The sequence below is a fragment of the Microbispora bryophytorum genome, assembly GCF_043197435.1.
Taxonomy (GTDB): domain Bacteria; phylum Actinomycetota; class Actinomycetes; order Streptosporangiales; family Streptosporangiaceae; genus Microbispora; species Microbispora bryophytorum.
Map to the genome: position 1 here is coordinate 1 of NZ_JBICTF010000005.1, position 20,713 is coordinate 20,713.

16 protein-coding genes are annotated in these 20,713 nt (G+C 70.7%); 5 read left to right on the forward strand and 11 right to left on the reverse strand.

Going from position 1 to position 20,713, the window contains the following annotated elements; all coding sequences use genetic code 11:
- The 4 genes from ACGFIB_RS17365 to ACGFIB_RS17380 all read right to left on the reverse strand — a co-directional run.
- The coding region (locus ACGFIB_RS17365) for a hypothetical protein (protein WP_393372836.1) at positions 1-405 on the reverse strand (405 nt) is incomplete at its 3' end.
- Between the two features lie 95 nt (positions 406-500).
- Positions 501-1,136 (reverse strand): hypothetical protein, encoded by a 636-nt coding sequence (locus ACGFIB_RS17370; protein ID WP_393372839.1) that lies wholly within the window; start codon positions 1,134-1,136, stop codon positions 501-503.
- A 195-nt stretch (positions 1,137-1,331) separates the two neighbouring features.
- Positions 1,332-3,707: a family 43 glycosylhydrolase gene (locus tag ACGFIB_RS17375; RefSeq protein ID WP_393374108.1), complete on the reverse strand. Its 2,376-nt coding sequence runs from the start codon at positions 3,705-3,707 to the stop codon at positions 1,332-1,334.
- 285 nt (positions 3,708-3,992) lie between these two features.
- The gene (locus ACGFIB_RS17380) at positions 3,993-6,926 is read right to left on the reverse strand and encodes a family 43 glycosylhydrolase (RefSeq protein WP_393372842.1); all 2,934 of its coding nucleotides are present in this window, start codon (positions 6,924-6,926) and stop codon (positions 3,993-3,995) included.
- A gap of 667 nt (positions 6,927-7,593) precedes the next feature.
- Here ACGFIB_RS17380 and ACGFIB_RS17385 point away from each other — a divergent pair.
- The gene (locus ACGFIB_RS17385) at positions 7,594-8,400 is read left to right on the forward strand and encodes an SAM-dependent methyltransferase (RefSeq protein ID WP_357253069.1); all 807 of its coding nucleotides are present in this window, start codon (positions 7,594-7,596) and stop codon (positions 8,398-8,400) included.
- A 25-nt stretch (positions 8,401-8,425) separates the two neighbouring features.
- On the opposite strand, the gene ACGFIB_RS17390 is transcribed toward ACGFIB_RS17385, so the two are convergent.
- Both ACGFIB_RS17390 and ACGFIB_RS17395 read right to left on the reverse strand, forming a co-directional pair.
- Positions 8,426-9,547 (reverse strand): FAD-dependent monooxygenase, encoded by a 1,122-nt coding sequence (locus ACGFIB_RS17390; RefSeq protein ID WP_357253068.1) that lies wholly within the window; start codon positions 9,545-9,547, stop codon positions 8,426-8,428.
- Positions 9,548-9,775: 228 nt separating this feature from the next.
- A complete protein-coding gene (locus ACGFIB_RS17395) occupies positions 9,776-10,525 on the reverse strand; it encodes a sulfotransferase family protein (protein WP_393372846.1) in 750 nt (249 codons plus the stop codon).
- A 334-nt stretch (positions 10,526-10,859) separates the two neighbouring features.
- Between ACGFIB_RS17395 and ACGFIB_RS17400 the strand changes: the two genes are divergently transcribed.
- Positions 10,860-13,268, forward strand: coding sequence for an extracellular catalytic domain type 1 short-chain-length polyhydroxyalkanoate depolymerase (locus tag ACGFIB_RS17400; protein ID WP_393372849.1), 2,409 nt, complete (start codon positions 10,860-10,862; stop codon positions 13,266-13,268).
- A gap of 200 nt (positions 13,269-13,468) precedes the next feature.
- Positions 13,469-15,202 carry a protein kinase domain-containing protein gene (locus tag ACGFIB_RS17405; protein WP_393372852.1) on the forward strand — a complete coding sequence of 578 codons (1,734 nt, stop codon included), beginning with the start codon at positions 13,469-13,471 and terminating at the stop codon, positions 15,200-15,202.
- Here ACGFIB_RS17405 and ACGFIB_RS17410 read toward each other — a convergent pair.
- The 3 genes from ACGFIB_RS17410 to ACGFIB_RS17420 are packed head-to-tail and all read right to left on the reverse strand — an operon-like array spanning position 15,193 to position 16,772.
- Positions 15,193-15,483, reverse strand: coding sequence for a DUF6510 family protein (locus ACGFIB_RS17410; protein ID WP_357253095.1), 291 nt, complete (start codon positions 15,481-15,483; stop codon positions 15,193-15,195). The genes ACGFIB_RS17405 and ACGFIB_RS17410 overlap by 10 nt on opposite strands.
- A gap of 1 nt (position 15,484) precedes the next feature.
- On the reverse strand, positions 15,485-16,180 hold the full coding sequence (locus ACGFIB_RS17415; RefSeq protein WP_393372856.1) for a ferredoxin reductase: 696 nt from the start codon (positions 16,178-16,180) through the stop codon (positions 15,485-15,487).
- On the reverse strand, positions 16,173-16,772 hold the full coding sequence (locus ACGFIB_RS17420; protein WP_142576309.1) for a sulfite oxidase-like oxidoreductase: 600 nt from the start codon (positions 16,770-16,772) through the stop codon (positions 16,173-16,175). The genes ACGFIB_RS17415 and ACGFIB_RS17420 overlap by 8 nt, the downstream gene beginning before the upstream one ends.
- A 293-nt stretch (positions 16,773-17,065) precedes the next feature.
- Here ACGFIB_RS17420 and ACGFIB_RS17425 point away from each other — a divergent pair, with 293 nt between their 5' ends.
- Complete coding sequence (locus tag ACGFIB_RS17425; RefSeq protein WP_393372859.1) at positions 17,066-17,446, forward strand: PLD nuclease N-terminal domain-containing protein; 381 nt, start codon at positions 17,066-17,068, stop codon at positions 17,444-17,446.
- Positions 17,447-17,611: 165 nt separating this feature from the next.
- On the opposite strand, the gene ACGFIB_RS17430 is transcribed toward ACGFIB_RS17425, so the two are convergent.
- Together ACGFIB_RS17430 and ACGFIB_RS17435 are read right to left on the reverse strand one after the other, a co-directional pair.
- Complete coding sequence (locus ACGFIB_RS17430) at positions 17,612-18,703, reverse strand: winged helix DNA-binding domain-containing protein (RefSeq protein ID WP_393372862.1); 1,092 nt, start codon at positions 18,701-18,703, stop codon at positions 17,612-17,614.
- A gap of 64 nt (positions 18,704-18,767) precedes the next feature.
- Positions 18,768-19,610, reverse strand: a complete 843-nt coding sequence (locus ACGFIB_RS17435; protein WP_393372865.1) for an NAD(P)H-binding protein — start codon at positions 19,608-19,610, stop codon at positions 18,768-18,770.
- Positions 19,611-19,743: 133 nt separating this feature from the next.
- Here ACGFIB_RS17435 and ACGFIB_RS17440 point away from each other — a divergent pair, with 133 nt between their 5' ends.
- Positions 19,744-20,703, forward strand: a complete 960-nt coding sequence (locus ACGFIB_RS17440) for a helix-turn-helix transcriptional regulator (protein ID WP_393372868.1) — start codon at positions 19,744-19,746, stop codon at positions 20,701-20,703.
- The last annotated feature ends 10 nt before the right edge of the window (positions 20,704-20,713 follow it).

Genomic DNA, 20,713 nt, shown 5'->3' on the forward strand with positions numbered 1-20,713 from the left:
GCTGCGGCCGTCGGGGCCGTCTGCGTTGGCGGGGACGACCGACCAGGTGGTGTCGGCGTGGGCCGGGGCGGTGAAGACGACCACTGTCACCACGGCGACGGCCACGGCGGCGGCCACGGCGGCAGCACGAGCGGCCAAGCGGGCGGCGCGGGCGGCCCAGCGGGCGGCCACGGTGGTGAGGGCAGCGCGGATGGCCAGGGCGGCGCGGGTGATCGCGGCGGCGGCCCTGGTGATTAGCGCGGTGGTGGTCAGCGGGGTGGTGGTCGGCGGGGTGGTGGTGACCAAGGCGGTCGCGCGGGCGGCCTGATCGGCGGCATCGGCGCGGGGGGCGCGGGCGGCCTGACCGGCACCGGCGGCGGCGCTGGGGGCGCGGCGGGGGGTGCGGGGGCGGCTCTTGGTCGGCAATGGGGTCTCCTGGTTTGTCGTGGGTGTCCGGGACGTGTGTCAGGGTGGCACAGGTCCCGGACGTCCACATCGGGCGGTGGCGCCGCGCCTGTGGTTCAGGACTGGTTGAACAGGGACAGCGTCAGGGTGGAGTGGTATTCACCGGCGGCGACGTCGGTGGAGGTGCGCAGGGCGAGGTCGGCGTTGACCTGGGAGGTGCCGATCTCGTCGGTGGAGTTGGCGGTGGAGACCAGCAGTTCCTGGCCCTCCAGGCCGACCTCGGGGGCTCCGGTGCCGTCGCCGATGACGCTGGAGACCGGCTCACCGGCCGCGACCGCGCCGGTGGTGGACTGGCTGAGCAGGCGCGGCTTCCAGCCCAGGTACTCCGGGCCGATGGTCTTGGCCGGGTCGTCGGCTGCGACGAACTGGCTGGACTGGCCGACGACGGCCCAGAACTCCCCGGTGGGGATGTCTTCGGGCCGGCGGGTGTCGGTGACCGTGACGGTGGGGAGGGTGCCGACGAACTGGCGGGCGGTGGCGTCGGAGCCGTTCTCCTGCAGGGACACGCCGTCGTTGTCGGCGACGGTCATGGAGATCTGGCCGGGGGTGGTGGTGGGCTCGATCTTGACCGAGACGTCGATGCCGCCGGTGGGGTCGTCGTCGGCCGCGGCGGGGCCGGCCAGGCCGGCGCCGGCGAGGGCGAGGCCGAGGACGGAGGCGGCGAGTATCTGGGTGGTCCGGGTGATTTTCACGTGATCATCGCTCCATTTATGGGGGGCGGGGCCGGCCGGCTGATCGGCCGGCCGGCCCCGTGTCGTGCTGAGTCGTGGCTGACGCTCCTGGGCGGTGTCCCCGTCGCCGGGACCGTGGTGACCGTGGTCACCGCCGGATGGTCACCGCCGGTGCGGCCGGCCGTTCAGTAGCGCGGCCGGCCGCGGTCAGGCGGTTCAGCGGCAGCTGGCCGCGGCGTAGTCGGCGTTGTAGGTCGAGGTGACCTGCTTGCCGTCGATCGTGGCGGTCGCCTTCACCGTGACCGTGCCGGCGTCGATCTGCCCGGCGCGGGTGTTGAAGGACTGGTAGGCCTGCTTGCCCGGAGCCACGTCGGCCACGGTCTTGGAACCGAACGGGGTGGTCAGCTCCACCGTCGCCGGGACCCCACCGTTGTTCACGGCAGTCACGGCGACGTACGTCGAGGCGCCGATGCAACGGGAAGAGGCCGTCACGGCCAGGTCGACCCCCTGCGAGGACGCGGCCTCGAACGACCAGGAGTCGACCTCGAAGAGGTCCGCCCCGTCGGGGCCGGCGTAGGTGAAGTACACGTCGTGCACGCCCGTGACGCCGTCGAGCTGGGCGGTCAGCTTCGTCCACTCGCCGAGTGGCGCGTCGACCGGGATGGTCGCCACCACGGGCGAGGTGCGGCCGTCGAGACGAACCTGGATCTTCCCGCCGGTCGCGAGGGGGCGCACCTTGGCGGTGACGGCACTGGCGCCGTCGTCGCCGAAGTCGACCTTCGCCAGCGACGTCCAGTCGCCGTTGTCGATGTCGTGCACCACGAGGTTCGGGGCCTGCGCGCCGAACTCCTCCGACCCGCCGTCGATCTTCTTCGTGGCGATGCCCTGCTGCCAGGCGATCGTCTCGGCCTCGATGACGCGGTACGGGGCGAGGTTGTGGATCTGCTCGACGCCCTTGTAGTCGCCCTTCACCTCCTTGATCGTGCCGTCGGCGTTGAAGTCGAGCTTGGCGAGGTGCGGGCTGCGGAAGCCCTGGGTGGCGCCGCCCGTGATGCGGCTGTTGAGCGTCTGGGCGTGGTAGGTGAAGTAGTACTGCCCGTCGAGCTGGAACACCGACTGGTGGTTGTTGCCGCCGGCGCCGAAGTAGGTGCCGGGGTTCTTGAAGATGATGCCCTTGTACGTTTCGGGGGTCCAGGGGCCCATCGGGCTGTCGGCCATGAGGTAGGCGATCGCCCCGGTCGGCGGGCCGTTGGGGTCGATCGCACCGCCGAAGCCGAAGTTCGACGAGTACGAGTAGTAGTACTTGCCGTCGCGCTTGAACAGGTGGCCGGCCTCGAACACGAGCGGTGCGTCGATGACCTCCGCCGAGCCCTTCGTGCTGATCATGTCGTCGCCGAGCTTGATCACGCGCGTGGACTTCGGGTGGTTGGTGTTCTCGGCGCTGCGCGTCCCGTCGTCGCCGCCACCGCCGAAGACGAGGTAACCCTGGCCGTCGTCGTCGATGAACACACCGGGGTCGAAGAGCCAGTTCTTGCCGTTGGAGGCCCCCGGAGTCGAACCCGTGATGAGCAGGCTGCCGCGCTCGTCGTGCCACGGGCCGACCGGCGAGTCACCGACGATGACGCCGGAGCCGCCGCCGTTGTTGGCGAAGTAGAGGAAGAACTTCTCCTTGCCGTCGACGACCTTGCTCTCCATGGCGGGGGCCCACGAGTTGCTCGCGTAGCGGGCGACTCCGCTCGAGCCCGCGACCGGGATCTCGCCGTGGTCGACCCAGTTCATGAGGTCGTCGGACGAGATGACCGTGATCGTGTTGATGCTGGCGTAGGTGTTGGTCGAGGAGACCCCGGTGGGACCGGGCTTGTACTCCTGCGTGTCGTTGGTCATGTAGATGTACACGCGGCCGTCGTGGACGAAGGCGTTGCCGTCGGCCCCGAACTTGTGCGAGATGAGCGGGTTGCCCTCGCCGGGGTTCTTGCCGAGCGCCTCGATGGTCGTCGACGGCACGAACTCCGCGACGGACACGTCGTCGACCTTGAAGTCCATGAGGTGCGTGTCCGGAGCGGACGCGGGGTCCGACGTCCAGGGCGTCTCGATGAAGAGCCTCGCGGTGGAGACGCTCTGCCCCGCGGGGATCGTGAAGGTGCCCTGGATGAGCCCCCACTGCCCGCGCGCCACCGTCACCGTGCCGACGTTCGTGTAGGTCCCGCCGCCGTAGTGCATGGTGGCGAAGAACTGCTTGGTCGCCGGGCTGTTGGGGTTCTCGTACTTCACCCGCGCGGTGATCGCGTACGTCTTGCCGGCCTGCACCTTGCCGGACAGGTCCTGCATCGGGCCGGAGCCGGTCGTCTTGCGGTTGGTGACGAGCACGGCGTTCGACCCGCCGTAGGCGTCCGTCGTGGGCGACAGCGTCGCACCGTCGGTCGCGTTCCCGTTGTTGACGAACCAGCTGGTGAGGCCGTCCTCGAACCCGCCGTTCACGATGATGTTCGGGGCGGCGGCCTGCACCGGCCCCGTCGTCGCGGCGACCGCCGCGGCCAGCATGGCGCCGGCCACCGCAATCGCGGCGACCCGTCGCCGGGTCGTCTTTCGCACACGCTTCAACACGAAATATCCTCCTTGGCCTCAGACTTTTCTGGGGACATGGACGCCCCGGGGCGGGTCGGCTCACTGCGATGGATGAGCGGCCGCACGCCCCGGCGAATCGCGCAGGTGCGCGCGACACGTTCATGGGGGTGCGGGGCCGGCCGGCTGGTCGGGCCGGTCGGCCCCGGGTTGTGCTACGGCGGTGTCCTCGTCGTGAGGACCGTGGTCACCGCCGGGTGGTCACCGCCGGTGCGGCCGGCCGTTCAGTAGCGCGGCCGGCCGCGGTCGGGCGGTTCAGCGGCAGCTGGCCGCGGCGTAGTCGGCGTTGTAGGTCGAGGTGACCTGCTTGCCGTCGATCGTGGCAGTGGCCTTCACCGTGACCGTGCCGGCGTCGATCTGCCCGGCGCGGGTGTTGAAGGACTGGTAGGCCTGCTTGCCCGGAGCCACGTCGGCCACGGTCTTGGAACCGAACGGGGTGGTCAGCTCCACCGTCGCCGGAACCTCACCGTTGTTCACGGCAGTCACGGCGACGTACGTCGAGGCGCCGATGCAACGGGAAGAGGCCGACACGGCCAGCTTGACCTCCGGCGAGGCGGTCTTGAGCGTGGCGAGCCGGGCCAGCTGGTAGCTGAGCGCCCGCTCCGGAGCGTCGATCTGGTTCTGGGTGCCGAACTCACCGGCCCGTGCCGCCTGCGCGCCGTCGAGCGCGGCCCGCATGCCGGCCCAGGCGTCCGCGGGGTAGTCGCGCTCGTCGAGCGTGCCCGCCTGCGCGATGGCGGCGTCGAGGGCGCTCGTGTCCAGCGCCTTGTTCTGCGACGTCAGCGTGTCGCTGAGCTTGTAGTAGTCGAAGTCGACGTGCCCGCCCTTCTCCTTCGTCGCGTAGTCGAACAGGCCGACCCGGTGTCCCATGAAGTGCGAGAGGCTGCCGTCCAGCGTCTGCGGGCCGACACGGCTGCCCAGCTGGGTCCACTTCAGCCCGTCGAGGCTGTAGTAGAACGTCGTCCACAGCTGCCCGGCGGGCGAGCTGAAGTCGAGGTCCGCCTTCACGTACACCTGGGTCGCGTCTCCCAGCGGCACCGTCGTGCCCGACACGAAGTTCTCGATCGCCGCCTGGTCGATGTCGACCGCGAACGGCTGTCCCCGGTTGACGACGCCCAGCGTGTTCTGGCCGTCGACGCGCTTGACCGCCACGTAGGAGAACCCGCGGTTGTAGGCGGCCAGGCCGGCGACGTCGCCGTTCTTCATGCCGGAGATGTCCATCCTGGTCTCGACGGACTGCCGCGGCCCGAACGTGCGCTGCGACAGCGTGTTCCGCGCCTCCTCGAACCAGGTCAGCTCGTCCTTGCCGGAGAGCTTGCCGTAGACGTACTTGCCGGTGACCACCTTGCCGGTCGTCAGCCGCAGCCATCCGTCCCGGTCGGTGAGCGACCAGTAGCGGTTGTCCGGGGCGTGGTTCCACTCCCACACCGGGTCGAGCCGCGACCCGTTGGGGGCGATCTCCTCCTTGGAGGGGGCCTCGATCGTCACCGGCTGACCGACGACCGAGACATCGTCGACGAGGTAGTCCACGCTCGACGACGCCGGCTGCGGGTTGGCCCACGGAGTCTCGACCGCGAACTTGAAGTTGTCCACGTTCGCCGTCGAGGGGACGGTGTACTGGCCCGTCACGGTCGTCCACTGCCCGGAGGGAACGTTCCCGGACGCCATCGTCTGGACGCCCGCGCCCCAGTCGGCCACCAGGTTGAACCGGATGCTGCTCGGGCCCGAGGTGTACTTGATCTTCGCCGACACGGTGTAGGTCACACCGCGCTGCACCTTGCCGTTGAGGAACTGGTTCGGCCCGGAGCCGTTGAGCGTGCGGGTGCTCACCTTCAGCGCCGCCGAGCCCGCGGCGGGGCCGGTCGTGTCACGGCTGATCGTCGCGCCGTACTGCGTGCCCCATGGCGAGACCGCGTCGGCCTCGAACCCGGGGTTCTGCAGGAGTTCGACGCCGATGAGCGAGTCGTCGTACTCGGGCGGGTCAGGGATCGTCCACTGCTCGTCCATGTACGGCCTGTGCGGAGCGTCGTTGGCGAAGTCGTCGGAGGCGACGATGCTCTTCTGCTGCTCGAACCTCTCCTCCTCCGGGCTCAGCGTGATCGGTTTGGCGAACGCGCCGCCCACCGGCACGACTCCGTTGGTGCCGAAGGTCGGCCAGCCGTCCTGCCACGTCGCGGGGATGAGCGCGGGGGTGCGCCCGATCGGGAAGTTGTCGCGGAAGAACATGCCGTACCAGTCGGTGCCGCCGTTCTCGCCCGCGATCGGCACGAGGCTGCCCTGGGCGAAGCCGTTGGAGTTGAGAACCCCGCGCGCCTCGTAGGTATTGGTGCCGTCGGCCGAGGTGTAGCGCCCGAGCAGGTCCTTGGACCGGAACATGGCGACCTGGCGTCCCTGCCCGGACGGCCAGGTGATGATGACCACGTAGTAGTAGCCGTTGATGTGGAAGACCTGGGCGCCCTCGAACAGGCCGCCGATGAACGGCTTGCCGGCGTAGTCGCCCGCGGTGAAGATGCTCGGGAAATCCTTGTCGATGCCCGACATGTCGGACTTGAGGCGCACGGCGCTCGTATTGCCCGAGCCGTAGAAGATGTAGGCCGTGCCGTCGTCGTCGAAGAACAGCGACGGGTCGTGCAGGCCGCGGCCAAGCGGCGTGCGCGTCCACTTCCCGTTCTCGACGTCGTCGGTGCTGTAGAGGTACGCGCCGCCGAGGTTGTTGGTGTTGAAGACGACGTAGAACTTGCCGTCGTGGTAGCGCAGCGACGACGCCCACTGGCCCTGGCCGTAGGAGTTCTGCCCGTTGCGCAGGGAGAACGCGTCGCCGATGTCGGCCCGGTCGAACACGTAGTTGACGATCTCCCAGTTCACCAGGTCGTACGACTTCATGATCGGCGCACCCGGGCTCAGGTGCATCGTCGTGCTGATCATGTAGTAGACGTCCCGGTGCTCCTTGCTCTCCGCGGCCGGAACGCGTTCAACGCTGATGTCGGGCACGTCGGCGTTGGTGATCGGCACGGTGTAGGTGCCGTCGCCCTTGTCGGTCGAGGTGTACGACGGCGCCGGCGACCAGCCGGCGGCGCTCGCCACACCGCCGTAGGACACGAGACCGCCGCACACGAGCGCGGCGGCCGTCGCGAGCGAGATCCTCCGGAACCGTCGGGGGATCGCCGTGGATCGGCGATTTTCGGGCACGCGAAACTCCTCTGCAGAACGATTGTCAGGACATGCCTGACGTGAGGGGGGTGGGATCTGAGTGAGCGGTCGACGGGGACGCGAGCGAACCGTCGGCTCGCGAAGGTGGAGCTCGTCCTGGGTCAGGTCGGCGTGGCGGTCCCGCTGGAAGGGGTGGAGCCTGCGGGTTCGCGTGAAGGCGATGTCCTACCGGTAGCGCGGCGTGGAGAGGCGGGCGTTCACCTCAGGTGCGCAGGTAAGGCGGTCATGAGGCGGTCGCGCATGAAGGGGGCCGTATTGGTGCGGGCGGGGCGGTGTGAAACGTTCCCGCGGAGGGGCAGGGTGAGCTGCGGCGGGGGGACCGCTCTCATCAGGGGGGCTCCTCGACCTGTTAGCGCTAACATTTCCGGCTGCCGGCAATGACGGTGATCTCCCGTGACCGTAGGTTGGGGCGGCGGGCACTGTCAAGAGTGGGAGACGTGCGCCGAGACCAGTAATGTCCTATCCGTAAGTGGGAAGATTCCCCTTTCGGCACGTCGGGGAGCGGTCCAATCTGGTGGATAACGGGAATTCGCCTACATGACCCCTCTTCGTGCCGATTTCCGATGGTTGATGACAAATTGATGACGCGTCCTCCTTATCGCGATCAAGGGCCGTACCATCCTTGGTGTACGACGAGGAGAGTGTTGTGGACGAGCACAAGGTGCCGGGGGGTGTCGACCCGTTTACACCGAGCGTCGCCCGGATGTACGACTACTACCTGGGTGGCAAGGACAACTTCGCGGCGGATCGTGAGGCCGCGAAGAAGATCATCGAGATCCTGCCCAACCTTCCCGACATCGCCCGGGAGAACCGCGAGTTCCTCATCCGAACCGTCACCCACCTCACGCGGCAGGGCATCCGCCAGTTCCTCGACGTCGGCGCCGGGCTTCCGACGCAGCGCAACGTCCATCAGGTCGCCCAGGAGCTGGCTCCGGAGTCCCGGGTCGTCTACGTGGACAACGACCCCATCGTCCTCGTCCACGCGCGGGCCATCCTCGCCGAGAACGAGCGGGTGCGCGCGGTCGGGGCGGACATGCGCGACCCCGAGGCGCTGCTGGAGCATCCGGAGGTCCGGGAGCACATCGACTTCTCCCAGCCGCTCGCCCTCCTCCTGCTCGGCGTGCTGCACTTCGTCCCGGACGACGACGAGGCCGTGGAGATCGTCTCGACGCTCCGGAAGCCCCTCGTGCCGGGCGGCTATCTGGTCGTGTCGCACGGCTCCCTCGGCGACCTGAGCGATGACCAGGAGGAGCAGGGCCGCAAGGTCTTCAGCCGCACTTCCGTCCCCGGCACCACCTCCCGCTCCTACGACCAGGTCCTCGCGTTCTTCGACGGCCTCGACCTGGTCGAGCCGGGAGTGGTGCCGCTGCACGAGTGGCGGCCCGACACCGACTTCCCCTTCGTACGGAACGGCAAGGCCGGCGCGCTCGGCGGGGTGGGCCGCGTCCGCTGACCCCCGAGGCGGCCGTCGAGCGTGATTACGGCCGCTCCGCCATGAGCGCGCTGATCCGGCCGGCGAGGCCGGGCACGTCGGCGTCCGGCGTCGGATTCAGCTGCCAGTCGGCGAGCTGCAGGGACGCCTCGACCACCGCCTTCGCCCGTTCGTGACGGCGGTCCATGTACGCGTCGAACAGCGACTGGTCGAGCCGGTCGGCGGCGAGCAGCAGCTCGGCCAGGACGGCGGCGTCCTCCAGGCACTGGGCCGCGCCCTGGGCGAGGGTCGGCGGGCAGGCGTGCGCGGCGTCGCCGGCGAGCACGACACGGCCGCGGTTCCACGGCCGGTCCACCAGCAGCGACTCGAACCACGTGTAGTTGATGCGGTCGGGGTCGGTGATGTCCTCGCGGATCTCGTCCCAGGCGCCGCCGTATCCCTCGGCGAGGGCCCGCATCTGCGCGACCTTGTCCCCGATCGCCTCCCGGGGCCTGGCCTTGTCCGCCAGGTAGGCGTACATCGTGTCCGGGCCGGTGGGGCAGTATCCGGCGATGAAACAGGGGCCGCCGTAGACGAGGTCGGTGCGCTCGACCCCGGCGGGGCGGCGGGTGTGCACGCGCCAGATGCCCATGCCGGTCGGCCGCGGGGCGACGTCGATCCCGATCAGAGCGCGCACCGCCGAGCGGATGCCGTCGGCGCCCACCACCAGGTCGTAGGTGCCGCTGGTGCCGTCGGACAGCCGCACCTCCACCTGGTCGCCGGTGTCGGTCAGCGCCTCGGCCGTCACCCCGAACCTGGTCCGCGCCCCGGCCTCGCGTACGGCGTCGGCGAGGATGGCGGCCAGTTCGGGGCGGTTCATGCCGAGGGTGGCCGGCAGGGCGGGGCCGCCGGTGCGGGCGTCGGGGATCTCCGTGAGCAGCGTGCCGTCCGGGGCGCGTAGCCCCAGCGAGTCGAACGGGAAGCCCGCGGCGGCGACCCGGTCCCACAGTCCGAGGTCGCGCAGCACCCGCAGCGCGTTGCCCTGCAGGGTGATGCCCGAGCCGAGTGCACTGGTCCCCGGCCGGATCTCCGCGATGTCCACGGTGACGCCGGCGCGGGCGAGCGGGATCGCCAGGGCCGACCCGGTGGTGCCGCCGCCGACGATGAGGACGTTGCCTACTGCTGGCATGAGTGACTCACTTCATGACGAGGGGGTTGACGGGGGAGTAGACCACGCCCTTGATCGTAAACGGGGCGGCGGCGAGTGGTCCTGGCGGTGCCCGGGTACGTGCGCGAACGGGTACGTGCGCGAACGGAGAGGGCGCCGCGAGGCCGGGCCGCACCCTCGTGGTCGCCGGTCCGCCCTCGCCGGCCCGGCTGTTCGAGTCGATCGCGCAGGACGCGCGCCGGCCCGCCGTCAACCTCTGGGCGGGAAGGGCACGTGGACGCGGCCCTCGGTGCGCATGAGCTCGAACGTCCTGCGGATGGACGCGGCGTCGTTGAGGCGCGGGAACGGGGCGTCCGGGGGAGCGGAGACCCCGAGGAAGGCGCACAGCGGTCCCCATCCCTCGCGCACGTCGAAGACCAGGAGCCGCTCGGCGGGAAGGGCGGCCAGCACCGCGGCGACATGCCGGTGGTAGGCCGCGACGGCCCGCTCCTCGTCCGGACTGTGACCGGGCCGCCAGTCCTCGCCGAAGACCGACTCGCTGATCCGCTCGAAGAGCGGCCGGAGGCTCGTCATCGCGGCGACGACGGGACGGATGGCCTCGGGCGCCTCGTCCTCGCGCATCGGCTCGCGCGGGCTGAGCGAGACCAGCGCGCGGAAGCTGGCGTACCAGCTGCGCGGGTCGCGGACCGTGAGGACGACCTTGGCGTCCGGATAGGCCCGCGCCAGCTCCCGCCAGAAGAAACTGGCGGGCCAGTCCACGCAGGACCGGAAGCCCTCGAAGACGCGTTCCCAGTCACCCGGCCCGCCCGAGCAGACGGGCAGCCACCGTTCGGCGAGCTCCGGGCGGAGCAGGACCTCGAAGGTGTGGTAGCACGGTCCGAAGCCGAGCCGTTCCAGTGCCGCCTTCGTCGACGTCGTTCCCGTGCGCGGAAGTCCCGCGCCGATGACCTCCAGCATCTGCAGGCTCCCGTCGTCGCGCCGGCTGACGCGGTAGACCATGCCCGCCCGCCGGGTGTTCTCACGGCGCGGTGACGCTCCCTCGGCACGCCGCTCCCACGATCTGACAACTTTTCGGCGTTCTCATGAAACTTTCCAAGAGTCACCACCCGTCGAGCGTGCCGGGGTGCCGCTGACGTCCTCCTCTTCGTCGGCGCAAGATTCGCGGTGATCTGCGGCTTGAGTCGCCAGAAAGTTTTAGGCACGCTTCGGAAACATTCACGTCGCCGGATCCGGTGAGGGTGTGGCATCCGCGAGCTGCGAGCAGTACGGGAGCCCGTCCCGGGCGCCATGGCCACACGTCCCGATCGGCGCAACCGGAGGAAGGACAGCTCACGTGAGACGACGCATCGTGGCCTTACTGGCCGCCGTGCTGATGCCCGTGGTCGCGGCGACCACGTTGCTGGTCACCCAACCGGCCGCCGCGGCCTCGCTGACCCGGGTGACCAGCTTCGGCAACAACCCGAGCAACCTGAACATGTACATCTACGTGCCGGACCGGGTGGCCGCCCGGCCCGCGCTGCTGGTCGCGGTCCACTACTGCACGGGCACCGCGTCGGCGCTGTACAGCGGATACTTCCGCGACTACGTGACCGCGGCCGACCAGTACGGGTACATCATCGTGTTCCCCGAGGCCACCCGCAGCGGCCAGTGCTTCGACGTGTACTCGCCCCAGGCGTTGCGGCGGGGCGGCGGCAGCGACCCGGTCGGCATCATGTCGATGGTCGACTACGCCAAGTCGCGCTACAACGTGGACCCCGGCCGCGTCTACGTCAGCGGCGTCTCCTCCGGCGCGATGATGACCAACGTGCTGGCGGCCGAGTATCCGGACGTCTTCACGGCGGGCTCGGCCTTCATGGGCGTCCCGGCGGGCTGCTTCGCCACCACCGACGGCTCCACCTGGAACAGCCAGTGCTCCGGCGGGCAGAGCATCAAGTCCGCCCAGCAGTGGGGTGACCTGGCCCGTTCGATGTACTCCGGCTACAGCGGCTCCTATCCGCGCATGCAGCTGTGGCACGGCACCAACGACACCACGCTCGCCTACCCGAACTTCGGCGAAGAGATCAAGCAGTGGACCAACCTCAACGGCGTCAGCCAGACGCCCGCGTCCACCGACAGCCCCTCGTCGGGGTGGACCCGCACCCGGTACGGCGCCACCGGCACCCAGCCGCCGGTCGAGGGCATCAGCGTCTCCGGTCAGGGGCACTCGCTGCCCCTCAACGGCATGATCTCCTATGCGATCAACTTCCTCGGCCTCACCACCACGAGCTCTCCGTCGCCGTCGCCCTCTCCGTCGCCCACACCCTCGCCCTCGCCGCCGAGCAGCCCGTCCCCGAGCCCGTCCCCGAGCCCGTCCCCGAGCCCGTCGCCGAGCCCGTCGCCGAGCCCGTCGTCCGGCCCGAGCGGTGGCCCGCCGGCCACGACCCTCGGTGCGGCCGCGGCCCGCAGCGGCCGGTATTTCGGTACGGCGATCAGCTCGAGCAGGCTGGGTGACTCGAACTACACGACGATCGCGAATCGTGAGTTCAACATGGTCACGGCCGAGAACGAGATGAAGATCGACGCGACTGAGCCGAACCAGGGCCAGTTCAACTTCAACAACGCCGACCGGATCTACAACTGGGCGGTGCAGAACGGCAAGCAGGTGCGCGGGCACACGCTGGCCTGGCACTCCCAGCAGCCGGGCTGGATGCAGTCCCTCAGCGGCAGCGCGCTGCGCCAGGCGATGATCAACCACATCAACGGCGTCATGGCCCATTACAAGGGCAAGATCCCCTACTGGGACGTGGTCAACGAGGCCTTCGACGACGGCAACGGCGGGCGGCGCGACTCCAACCTGCAGCGCACCGGCAACGACTGGATCGAGGTCGCCTTCCGCACCGCGCGGGCCGCCGACCCGGCCGCCAAGCTCTGCTACAACGACTACAACATCGACAACTGGACCTGGGCCAAGACCCAGGGCGTCTACAACATGGTCAAGGACTTCAAGTCCCGCGGCGTGCCGATCGACTGCGTCGGCCTGCAGGGCCACTTCAACAGCGGCAGCGCCTACAACAGCAACTACCGCACCACGCTGCAGAGCTTCGCCGCGCTGGGCGTCGACGTGGCGATCACCGAGCTCGACGTCGAGGGCGCCTCGTCCACCACCTACGCCAACATCGTCAACGACTGCCTCGCGGTCGCCCGCTGCGTCGGCATCACCGTGTGGGGCGTGCGCGACAGCGACTCCTGGCGCTCCAGCCAGACCCCGCTGCTGTTCGACGGCAACGGCAACAAGAAGGCCGCCTACACCTCGGTCCTCAACGCCCTCAACGCCGCCGTTCCCGACACCTCGCCCAGCCCCACTCCCCCGGTCAGCCCGAGCCCCAGCCCGACCCCGCCGGTGAGCCCGAGCCCGAGTCCGAGCCCGAGTCCGCCGGTCAGCCCGTCGCCCGGCACCTCACCCCAGCCGGGTGGATGCAGCGCGACGATGCGTACGGTGAACTCCTGGCCCGGCGGCTTCCAGTCCGAGGTCACGGTCACCGCCGGCAACTCGGCGGTCAACGGCTGGACCGTGAACTGGAGCTGGTCCGGTTCCCCGTCCATCACCCAGGTGTGGGGCGGCCTCAAGTCCGGCTCCGGCGCCTCGGTCTCGGTGCGCAACGAGTCGTGGAACGGCACGTTGTCCGCCAACGGCACCACCACCTTCGGTTTCCTGGCCAACGGCAGCGCCGAGACGTCGACGCCGACGTGCAGCGCCTCCTGACCGGTGGAACCGCGATGACGCGCTCCTGACCAGGAGGAGCGCCACGGGCACCCCCGCCACGTGCGGGGGTGCCCGTCCGCGTGCGGGGAGTCGGTTCGGCGGGCCTGCTCATCGGGTCCTTTCCACCGAATTCGGTCCTGTCGCCGATCTTCGGCGGGATACTGGGGTTTCCGAACGTGCCACCGACCCACCGGAGAGTCATGCCGCAGCCGCTGGAGCCGGGCGATCCCGCAGGCCTGGGCTCCTACCGCATCACCGGCAGGATCGGCGAGGGAGGGCAGGGCGTCGTCTACCTCGGCGAGGCTGAGTCCGGCGATGTCGTCGCGGTCAAGCTCTTCCACACGCGGCTCGGCCAGGACGCCGCGGCCCGCGCCGACTTCACCCGCGAGGCGGAGCTCGCCCGCAGGGTCGCCCGGTTCTGCACGGCCCAGGTGCTGGAATCCGGCATGGACGGCGGCCGGCCGTACATCGTGAGCGAGTACGTCGAGGGACCTCCGCTGAACCAGGTGGTGGCCGGGCGGGGGCCGTTGTCGGGCGGCGCGCTCGAACGGCTCGCCATCGGCACGGCCACCGCTCTGGTCGCCCTGCATGACGCCGGGGTCCTCCACCGGGACTTCAAGCCGCAGAACGTGCTGATCGGACCGGACGGGCCACGCGTCATCGACTTCGGGATCGCCCGCGCCCTCGCCACCACGAGCACGATGACCAGCCAGATCGTCGGCACGCCCGCCTACATGGCGCCCGAGCAGCTCGCGGCCGGCGAGCTCGGCTTCGCCCTCGACGTGTTCGCCTGGGCGTCCACGATCGCGTTCGCCGCCACGGGCCGCCCGCCGTTCGGCGCCGACGCCATCCCCGCCATCATCAACAGGATCCTCAACCAGGAGCCCGACCTGGAGGGGATCGAGGCGCCGCTGCGCGACCTGCTCGCGGTCTGCCTCGCCAAGGACCCCCGGCGGCGGCCGACCGCGCGGGAGATCGTCGACCGCCTCGTCCGCCCGCGCCACGACGCGCAAGCCGCGCAAGCCGCGCCGGTCATGCCGCCGGTCATGCAGGCCACGCCGCCGGAATCCGCCGCGCCCGGCGTGCCGGTCACGCCGGCCGTACTCGTCTCATCCGGTGTGCCGGCCGGACCCGCCTCCTCAGAGCCGCCGGCCCCGGAAACGCCCCCGCCCGGCACCGACCCGTCGTCCGGGCCGGGCATCGACCCGGGCATCGAGCCGGTCGTCGGGCCGGTCACCGTGCCGGGAGGTGGGCGGCGCAGGCGGGTCCGGGCCGTCGTCGCCGCCGTCGTCGTGGCGGCGGCAGCCACGGTGGCCGCCGTCGTCGCGCTGCTGCCGTCTGTGCACCTGCCGTTCACGGGGGCCGGGTCCGCGGCGACGGAGCGGGCGGCGGCGGTCGCCACGGCCCCGGCCACCTCGGTGGACACCGGTGGTGGCGGCTCGTCCCCGTCCGGGGCCCCTTCGCCCTCCGCCGCCTCGCCCTCCGCGTCGCCCGGCTCCTCACACCGGCCGCGGGTGCGCCGGTCCACGGCCGGGCCGGACACCACCGGGTCCGACACCACCGGGTCCGACACCACGGGGCCGGTCCCGACCCGGACGGTCACCGCACGGCCGACCGTCCGCCGCTCGAAGACGACCGCGCCGGTCCCCGCCGATTCTCCGGCGGCGAAGCCCGCGAAGCCCTCGCCCACGCCGGCCAAGCGGGTCGTGGAGCTGGGACCGGGACGCTTCACCGACTACTGCGTGAGCCTCGGCTGGGAGTGGGTCGAGTATCGAGAGACGCCCACGCCCGGCGCGTACTGCATCAAGCGGAAGGGCGACACCATGTACCTCACCCAGAGCCGGCGCGACGCGGGCTGCCGCTGGCGCTATCACGACCCGAAGGCCTTCCACCGGTTCAAGGGCAAGTCGAACTACTGCTACGCCTACCGCTGACCGCCGGGCCCTGTCCCGTCGCGCAGCGGGATGCGCAGGGTGACGGCGCCGCGCAGGTCGAGCCAGGCCGAGTCCGGGCTCCGGACCAGGCGCAGCACGACCTCTTCGCATCCGGGGCAGCGGGCCACGAGACCGGGGGCCCGGTCGTACACGCGCAGCGAGGCCACCGGGCCGGTCTGGCCGCAGGCGGCGCAGCGGCTGACGGCGGCGGAGACGTCCGCCGCGAAGATCTCGGCCAGCGGACCGGCCAGTGCGTTCCCGTCGAGGTGGTCGGCCTGCATGTCAGTCTCCCGTGGGGCCGAAGCGTTCGGTTCTGATGCGCGCGGGGTCGTGACCGAGCCCCACCAGGAGCGCCGCCGCGGACTCCACGAAGCCGGTGGGGCCGCACACGTAGCAGTCGGCCTCGCCGTACGGGCCGAGATCGGCGGCGGTGAGGCGGCCGGGCGGCCTCGAATGCCCCTCGGGGGCCCGGCGCGTGTAGGCGAGCGAGACCGACACGCCGGGATCGGGCCGCAGCAGCTCGTCGGTGTAGCAGAGCTGTTCGGGCGAGCGCACGGCGTAGACCAGCCGGAACGGCGTGTCCGCACCCGCGGCGCGGCGGGCCCTGATCATGGCCATCAGCGGCACGATGCCCGCGCCTCCCGCGACCAGCAGCACCGGCGCGGGTCCGTCCGGACGCCAGACGAACCAGCCGCCCACCGGGCCGCGCAGCTCCAGCTCGTCGCCGGGCTCCATGTCCAGGGTGAGATACGGCGAGACCTCGCCGTCGGGCACCCGCTGCACGGTCAGCTCCACGCCCTCGGGTCCGGCGAGGGAGTAGCTGCGGCGGGCGGAGTAGCCGTCCCCGGCGGTGAGCTTGACGTCGACGTGCTGACCGGCCAGATGGCCGGGCCAGTCGGGCACGTCGAAGACCAGCGTGCGGGCGGTGCCGTTCTCGTCGCGCACCTTGGTCAGGCGCGCGACGCGCCACCTAGTCATCGGCGTAGCGCTGCTCGCGCCACGGGTCGCCGTAGTTGTGGTAGCCCGCGGTCTCCCAGAAACCCGGCCAGTCCTCGGTCAGCAGCCGGATGCCGTGCACCCACTTGGCCGACTTCCAGAAGTACAGATGCGGCACGAGCAGCCTGGCCGGTCCGCCGTGGCTCGGCGTCAGATCCTCGCCGTCGTAGCGGTAGGCGATCCACGCCTTGCCGTCCATCAGGTCGTCGAGCGGCAGGTTCGTCGTGTAGCCGCCGTACGAGTAGACCAGCGCGTAGTCCGCCGTCGACTCGACGTCCTCGAAGAGCACGTCGAGGGAGACTCCCCGCCAGGTGGTGCCGAGCTTGGACCAGCTGGTCACGCAGTGGATGTCGACGACCGGCTCCTCGTACGGCAGCGCCGTCAGCTCCTGCCACGTCCACCGGTGCGTCTGCCCCGCCTCGGTGTCGATCGTGAACTCCCACCGGTCGAGCGGCACGTGCGGCGTGGGCCCGGCCGACAGCACGGGGAAGTCCTCGGCGAGGTACTGGCCGGGCGGGAGCCGGTCGTCCTCGCCCCTGCGTCTGCCGTGGAATCCGCGGGTGAAGGTGGTCACCCGAGGATCGTAGAGTCCGCCGCGACGTGCGCACCGAGCGGGGGGCGGGGGAGACCTCCGGAACCCGGTTACGGCGTCAGGACGACCCCGCGACCGCCGCCACGGCACCGCCGCGGCATCGCCACAGCACCGCCACCGTATCGACACGGCACCGCGGGATCTCCCCTCGCGCCGGGAGCCGGGGGAGCCGCCGGTCGGCGCGCGCATCGGGAAAGAGTACCTACCGGGAAAGTCCCGCCGGACGATGATCGAATCCACTACGCTCTGCGCGTCTGAAACTGGGAGGATTCGGGATGCCCCTCATCTACGGCGGGTTCGGTCTGGTTCTGCTCGCCTTGTGGATCTTCTGCCTGTTCGACGTGATCATCACGGCGGAGCAGGACTGCCGCAACCTGCCCAAGGGGTTGTGGATCCTGATCGTCCTGTTCCTCCCCGAGATCGGGTCGATCCTGTGGCTGGTCGCGGGCCGGCCGCAGACCGTTTCGCGGCCCGGCGGGCCGCCGTACAAGGGCGACACCGGGCGCTTCCCCGAGTACGACCGGCCGGGCCGGTTCGTCCCCTCCAACCCCGACGACGACGAGGAGTTCCTCCGCCGCTGCCGGGAGCGGGCCGAGGAGCAGCGCCGCGCCTACCACGAGCGGCAGCAACAGACGGAGAAGAACAAGGACGAGTAGCGGCGGGCCGGCGCCGGGTCGCCGGCGAGATCCTGCACGTCGACGGCGGCATGAGCGCCGGCCACCGAGCATCCGATGAAGACCGGCACGGACACTGAGGCGATCTTGCGATTCAGCGGGGGTGTCCCGGCGTCGCCGCGCGCATGGCTGGGGAGCAGTCACGTATCAGGTGGCCACACGGAGGTCGTGTGCGGCTCCGGGCGCGGCGAACTCCAGAAGCCGGGTGCCTTCCGCCTCGACCTCGGCGCGTTCGGCGGCGGACAGCGGCCAGAAAGAGTCGATCTCCAGAGTCGCCGACGTCCTGTGCGTGTCGAGTTTCCACGCGCCCCTCACCTGGCCGTCCACCAGGAAGGTCGCGCGCATGCCGTTGCGCGTGCCCACGCGTCGGCGGGCTTCGTCTGAGATCACGCGGGTGCGGTCAGCATGGGAGGCCAGCAGGTTGTCGTACTCGGGCAGGAAGCGAACCGGGGCGGGGACGTCGGCGCCGGGGCGCGGCGCGTCCGGCAGGTCGAACAGCTCCACTCCATGCTCGTCGCGGAAGACGGCCAGTCGTGGCCGCAGTCGCTCCATGACGGCGTGCAGCCGGGTCAGGCCCGCCCACGTCTGCACATCCTTGACCGAGGCCGGGCCGAACGCCGCGAGGTAGCGCAGCACGATCCGTTCGGGGTCGGGCGCGGGGGCGGGCGCGGTTCCCGTCCAGGGCGCCGCCATCGCGTACCGCGTGGCACCGCCGACGCCCCAGACGGCGCGTGGCGGCACCTGAACCAGTGGCACCCGGTTCCGCACCACTGTGGCGAGCGCGCGGGGCTCGCGGTCGGGCCATCGCTCGTTCAGCGCCTGCCCGAGTTCTTTGGGAGTGAGGTGCCGCTCGTCGAGCAGGGCGCGCCCCGCCTCCACCACCGCCGCGAGGTCCAGGCCGGCCAGGGCCTTCTTGTACGCGGTGTCCAACTCCCGGTCGAGCGCGGGCTGGACCCATGTCCGCAACGAGTGGCAGTCCGCCGCCGTGACCAGGTGGACGGTGCTGCGCATCAGCGCGACCCGCACCACCTGGCGCCCTGTCAGCGCGTCCGCCAGGTCATCGGTGCAGAACCCCCGCACCCTGGTCCAGAGCCCGAAGTAGGGCGCGTACGGAGCCTGCGCCTGCATTCCGGCCAGCCGCGCGATCACCTCCTCGGCTGTCGCGTCGATCCGCTCCAGCAGCATCTGGCGGGCCAGCAGTGCTCGCCCCAGCTCGCGCCGCTCCAGCATCGGCGGCATTGCCGACTCCTTTCGGTTGTCGAGGCAGGGGGACGGCGGTCGTCCGTCCCCCTGCCCCGGTCGGTCAGCCGCCGAAGTCGGCCTTGTGATCCGTGGTCCACTGGGCGTAGGTGCGCGCGGGGTGCCCGGTGATCTGCTCGACGACGTCGTTGACCGGCGCCGGCTTCCCGACCGCCTTCGCCATGAGACCGAACAGCGCCGCCAGGAACTCGGCGTCCATGAACTGACTCATCTGCGCTCGCACGGGCTCGGGATCGAGGTCCTCGACGGTCAGCGTGCGTCCCAGCGTTTCGCCCAGGATGCGTACCTGCTGTGCCTGGGTCAGCGACTCGGGGCCGGTCAGGTCGTAGGCCCGGCCCGCGTGCCCGCCGCCGGTCAGGATCCGCACGGCCACCTCGGCGACGTCCCGCTCGTGCACGGCGCTGAAGGCGGCTTCGGTGTACGGCGCGCGGATCACATCGCCGCCCGGCAGTTGCATCGCGAACGTCAACGAGTTGACGGCGGGGAACAGCAACCGCAGGAACGTCCACTCGATCCCGGAGGCCTCGATGGCCCGCTCGACGTAGCGGTGGTATCGGGCGATCACGTCGGGCTGCCGCCCGGCCCCCGCGTCGACGGCCCCCGACGACAGGAACACCAGCCGCCGCACACCGGCCTCGCGCGCGGCCTCCAGGAGCGGGGCGACGTCGGCTCCGTACTGCAGAACCAGGAAGGCGGCCTCGACACCGTGCACGACCGCCGGCAGCGTCTCGGGTTTGGTCAGATCACCCTGGACGACCTCGACGCCCTCGGGCAGCCCGGCCTTCTCGGGAGACCGGGTCAGCGCACGCACCGGCGCCCCGGCGCGGACGAGCTCCTCAACCGCCTGACGTCCGAAGTGAGCCGTGGCGCCAACGACCAGATACATGAAGGGTTTCCTTTCACCCGAGATGAACAGCGTGAATCCGGAACAGGGTGATCGCGGTGCCGTTCGTTGTGGTCATCACGATAGAAAGCAATTAGGCACAGTTCGTTCCTAATTGCCTGGCAGACTTCGGGGAATGTTGGAAACCTCGGCGCGGCTGCTGCGCCTGCTCTCCCTGCTGCAGACACCCCGCGAGTGGACCGGCGCCGAGTTGGCCGAGCGGCTGTCGGTCAGCACCCGGACCGTCCGCAACGACGTGGACCGCCTGCGAAACCTCGGTTATCCGGTGCACGCCGGGCGGGGCGCCGTGGGCGGCTACCGGCTCGGCGCCGGGGCCACGCTGCCGCCGCTGCTGCTCGACGACGAGGAGGCGGTCGCCGTCGCGATCGGGCTGCGGACCGCCGCCGGTGGCACCATCACGGGGGTCGAGGAGACCTCGCTGCGTGCGCTCGCCAAGCTGGAGCAGGTGTTGCCGTCCCGGCTCCGGCGCCGGGTCAGCACCCTCCAGCAGTACGCCGTCGCGGTGCCCAGGGACGAGCCCGGCCCGCGGGTCGACGCGGACACCCTGACCACGATCGCCACCGCCTGCCGGGACCATGAGCGACTGCGGTTCGACTACCGCAGTCACGACGGTTCGGACAGCCGGCGGGACGTCGAGCCCTACCGGCTGGTCAACTGGGGGAGACGGTGGTATCTCATCGGCTTCGACGTCGCGCGGGCCGGCTGGCGGACGTACCGGATCGACCGGATCAGCCCGCGTACCCCGACGGGTCCCCGGTTCACCCCACGCGAGCTGCCGGAGGACCCCGTCGACCAGGTGCGCCGGGGAGTGTCCTCGGCCGCCTGGCGATACCGGGCCCAGGTCATCATGCACGCGCCGGCCGAGCTGGTCGCCGAACGGATCAACGCGGCCATCGGCACCGTCACGCCGATCGACGACAGCCGGTGCCTGCTGGACACCGGCGCCGGCAGCATCGAGGCGCTCGCCGTCCACCTCGGCCTGCTCGGCATCGACTTCACCGTGACAGAGCCGCCGGAACTGGTCGAACTCGTACGTGCCCTCGCGTGCCGATACCACCGCGCCACCATGCGCTGATCGCCCGCAT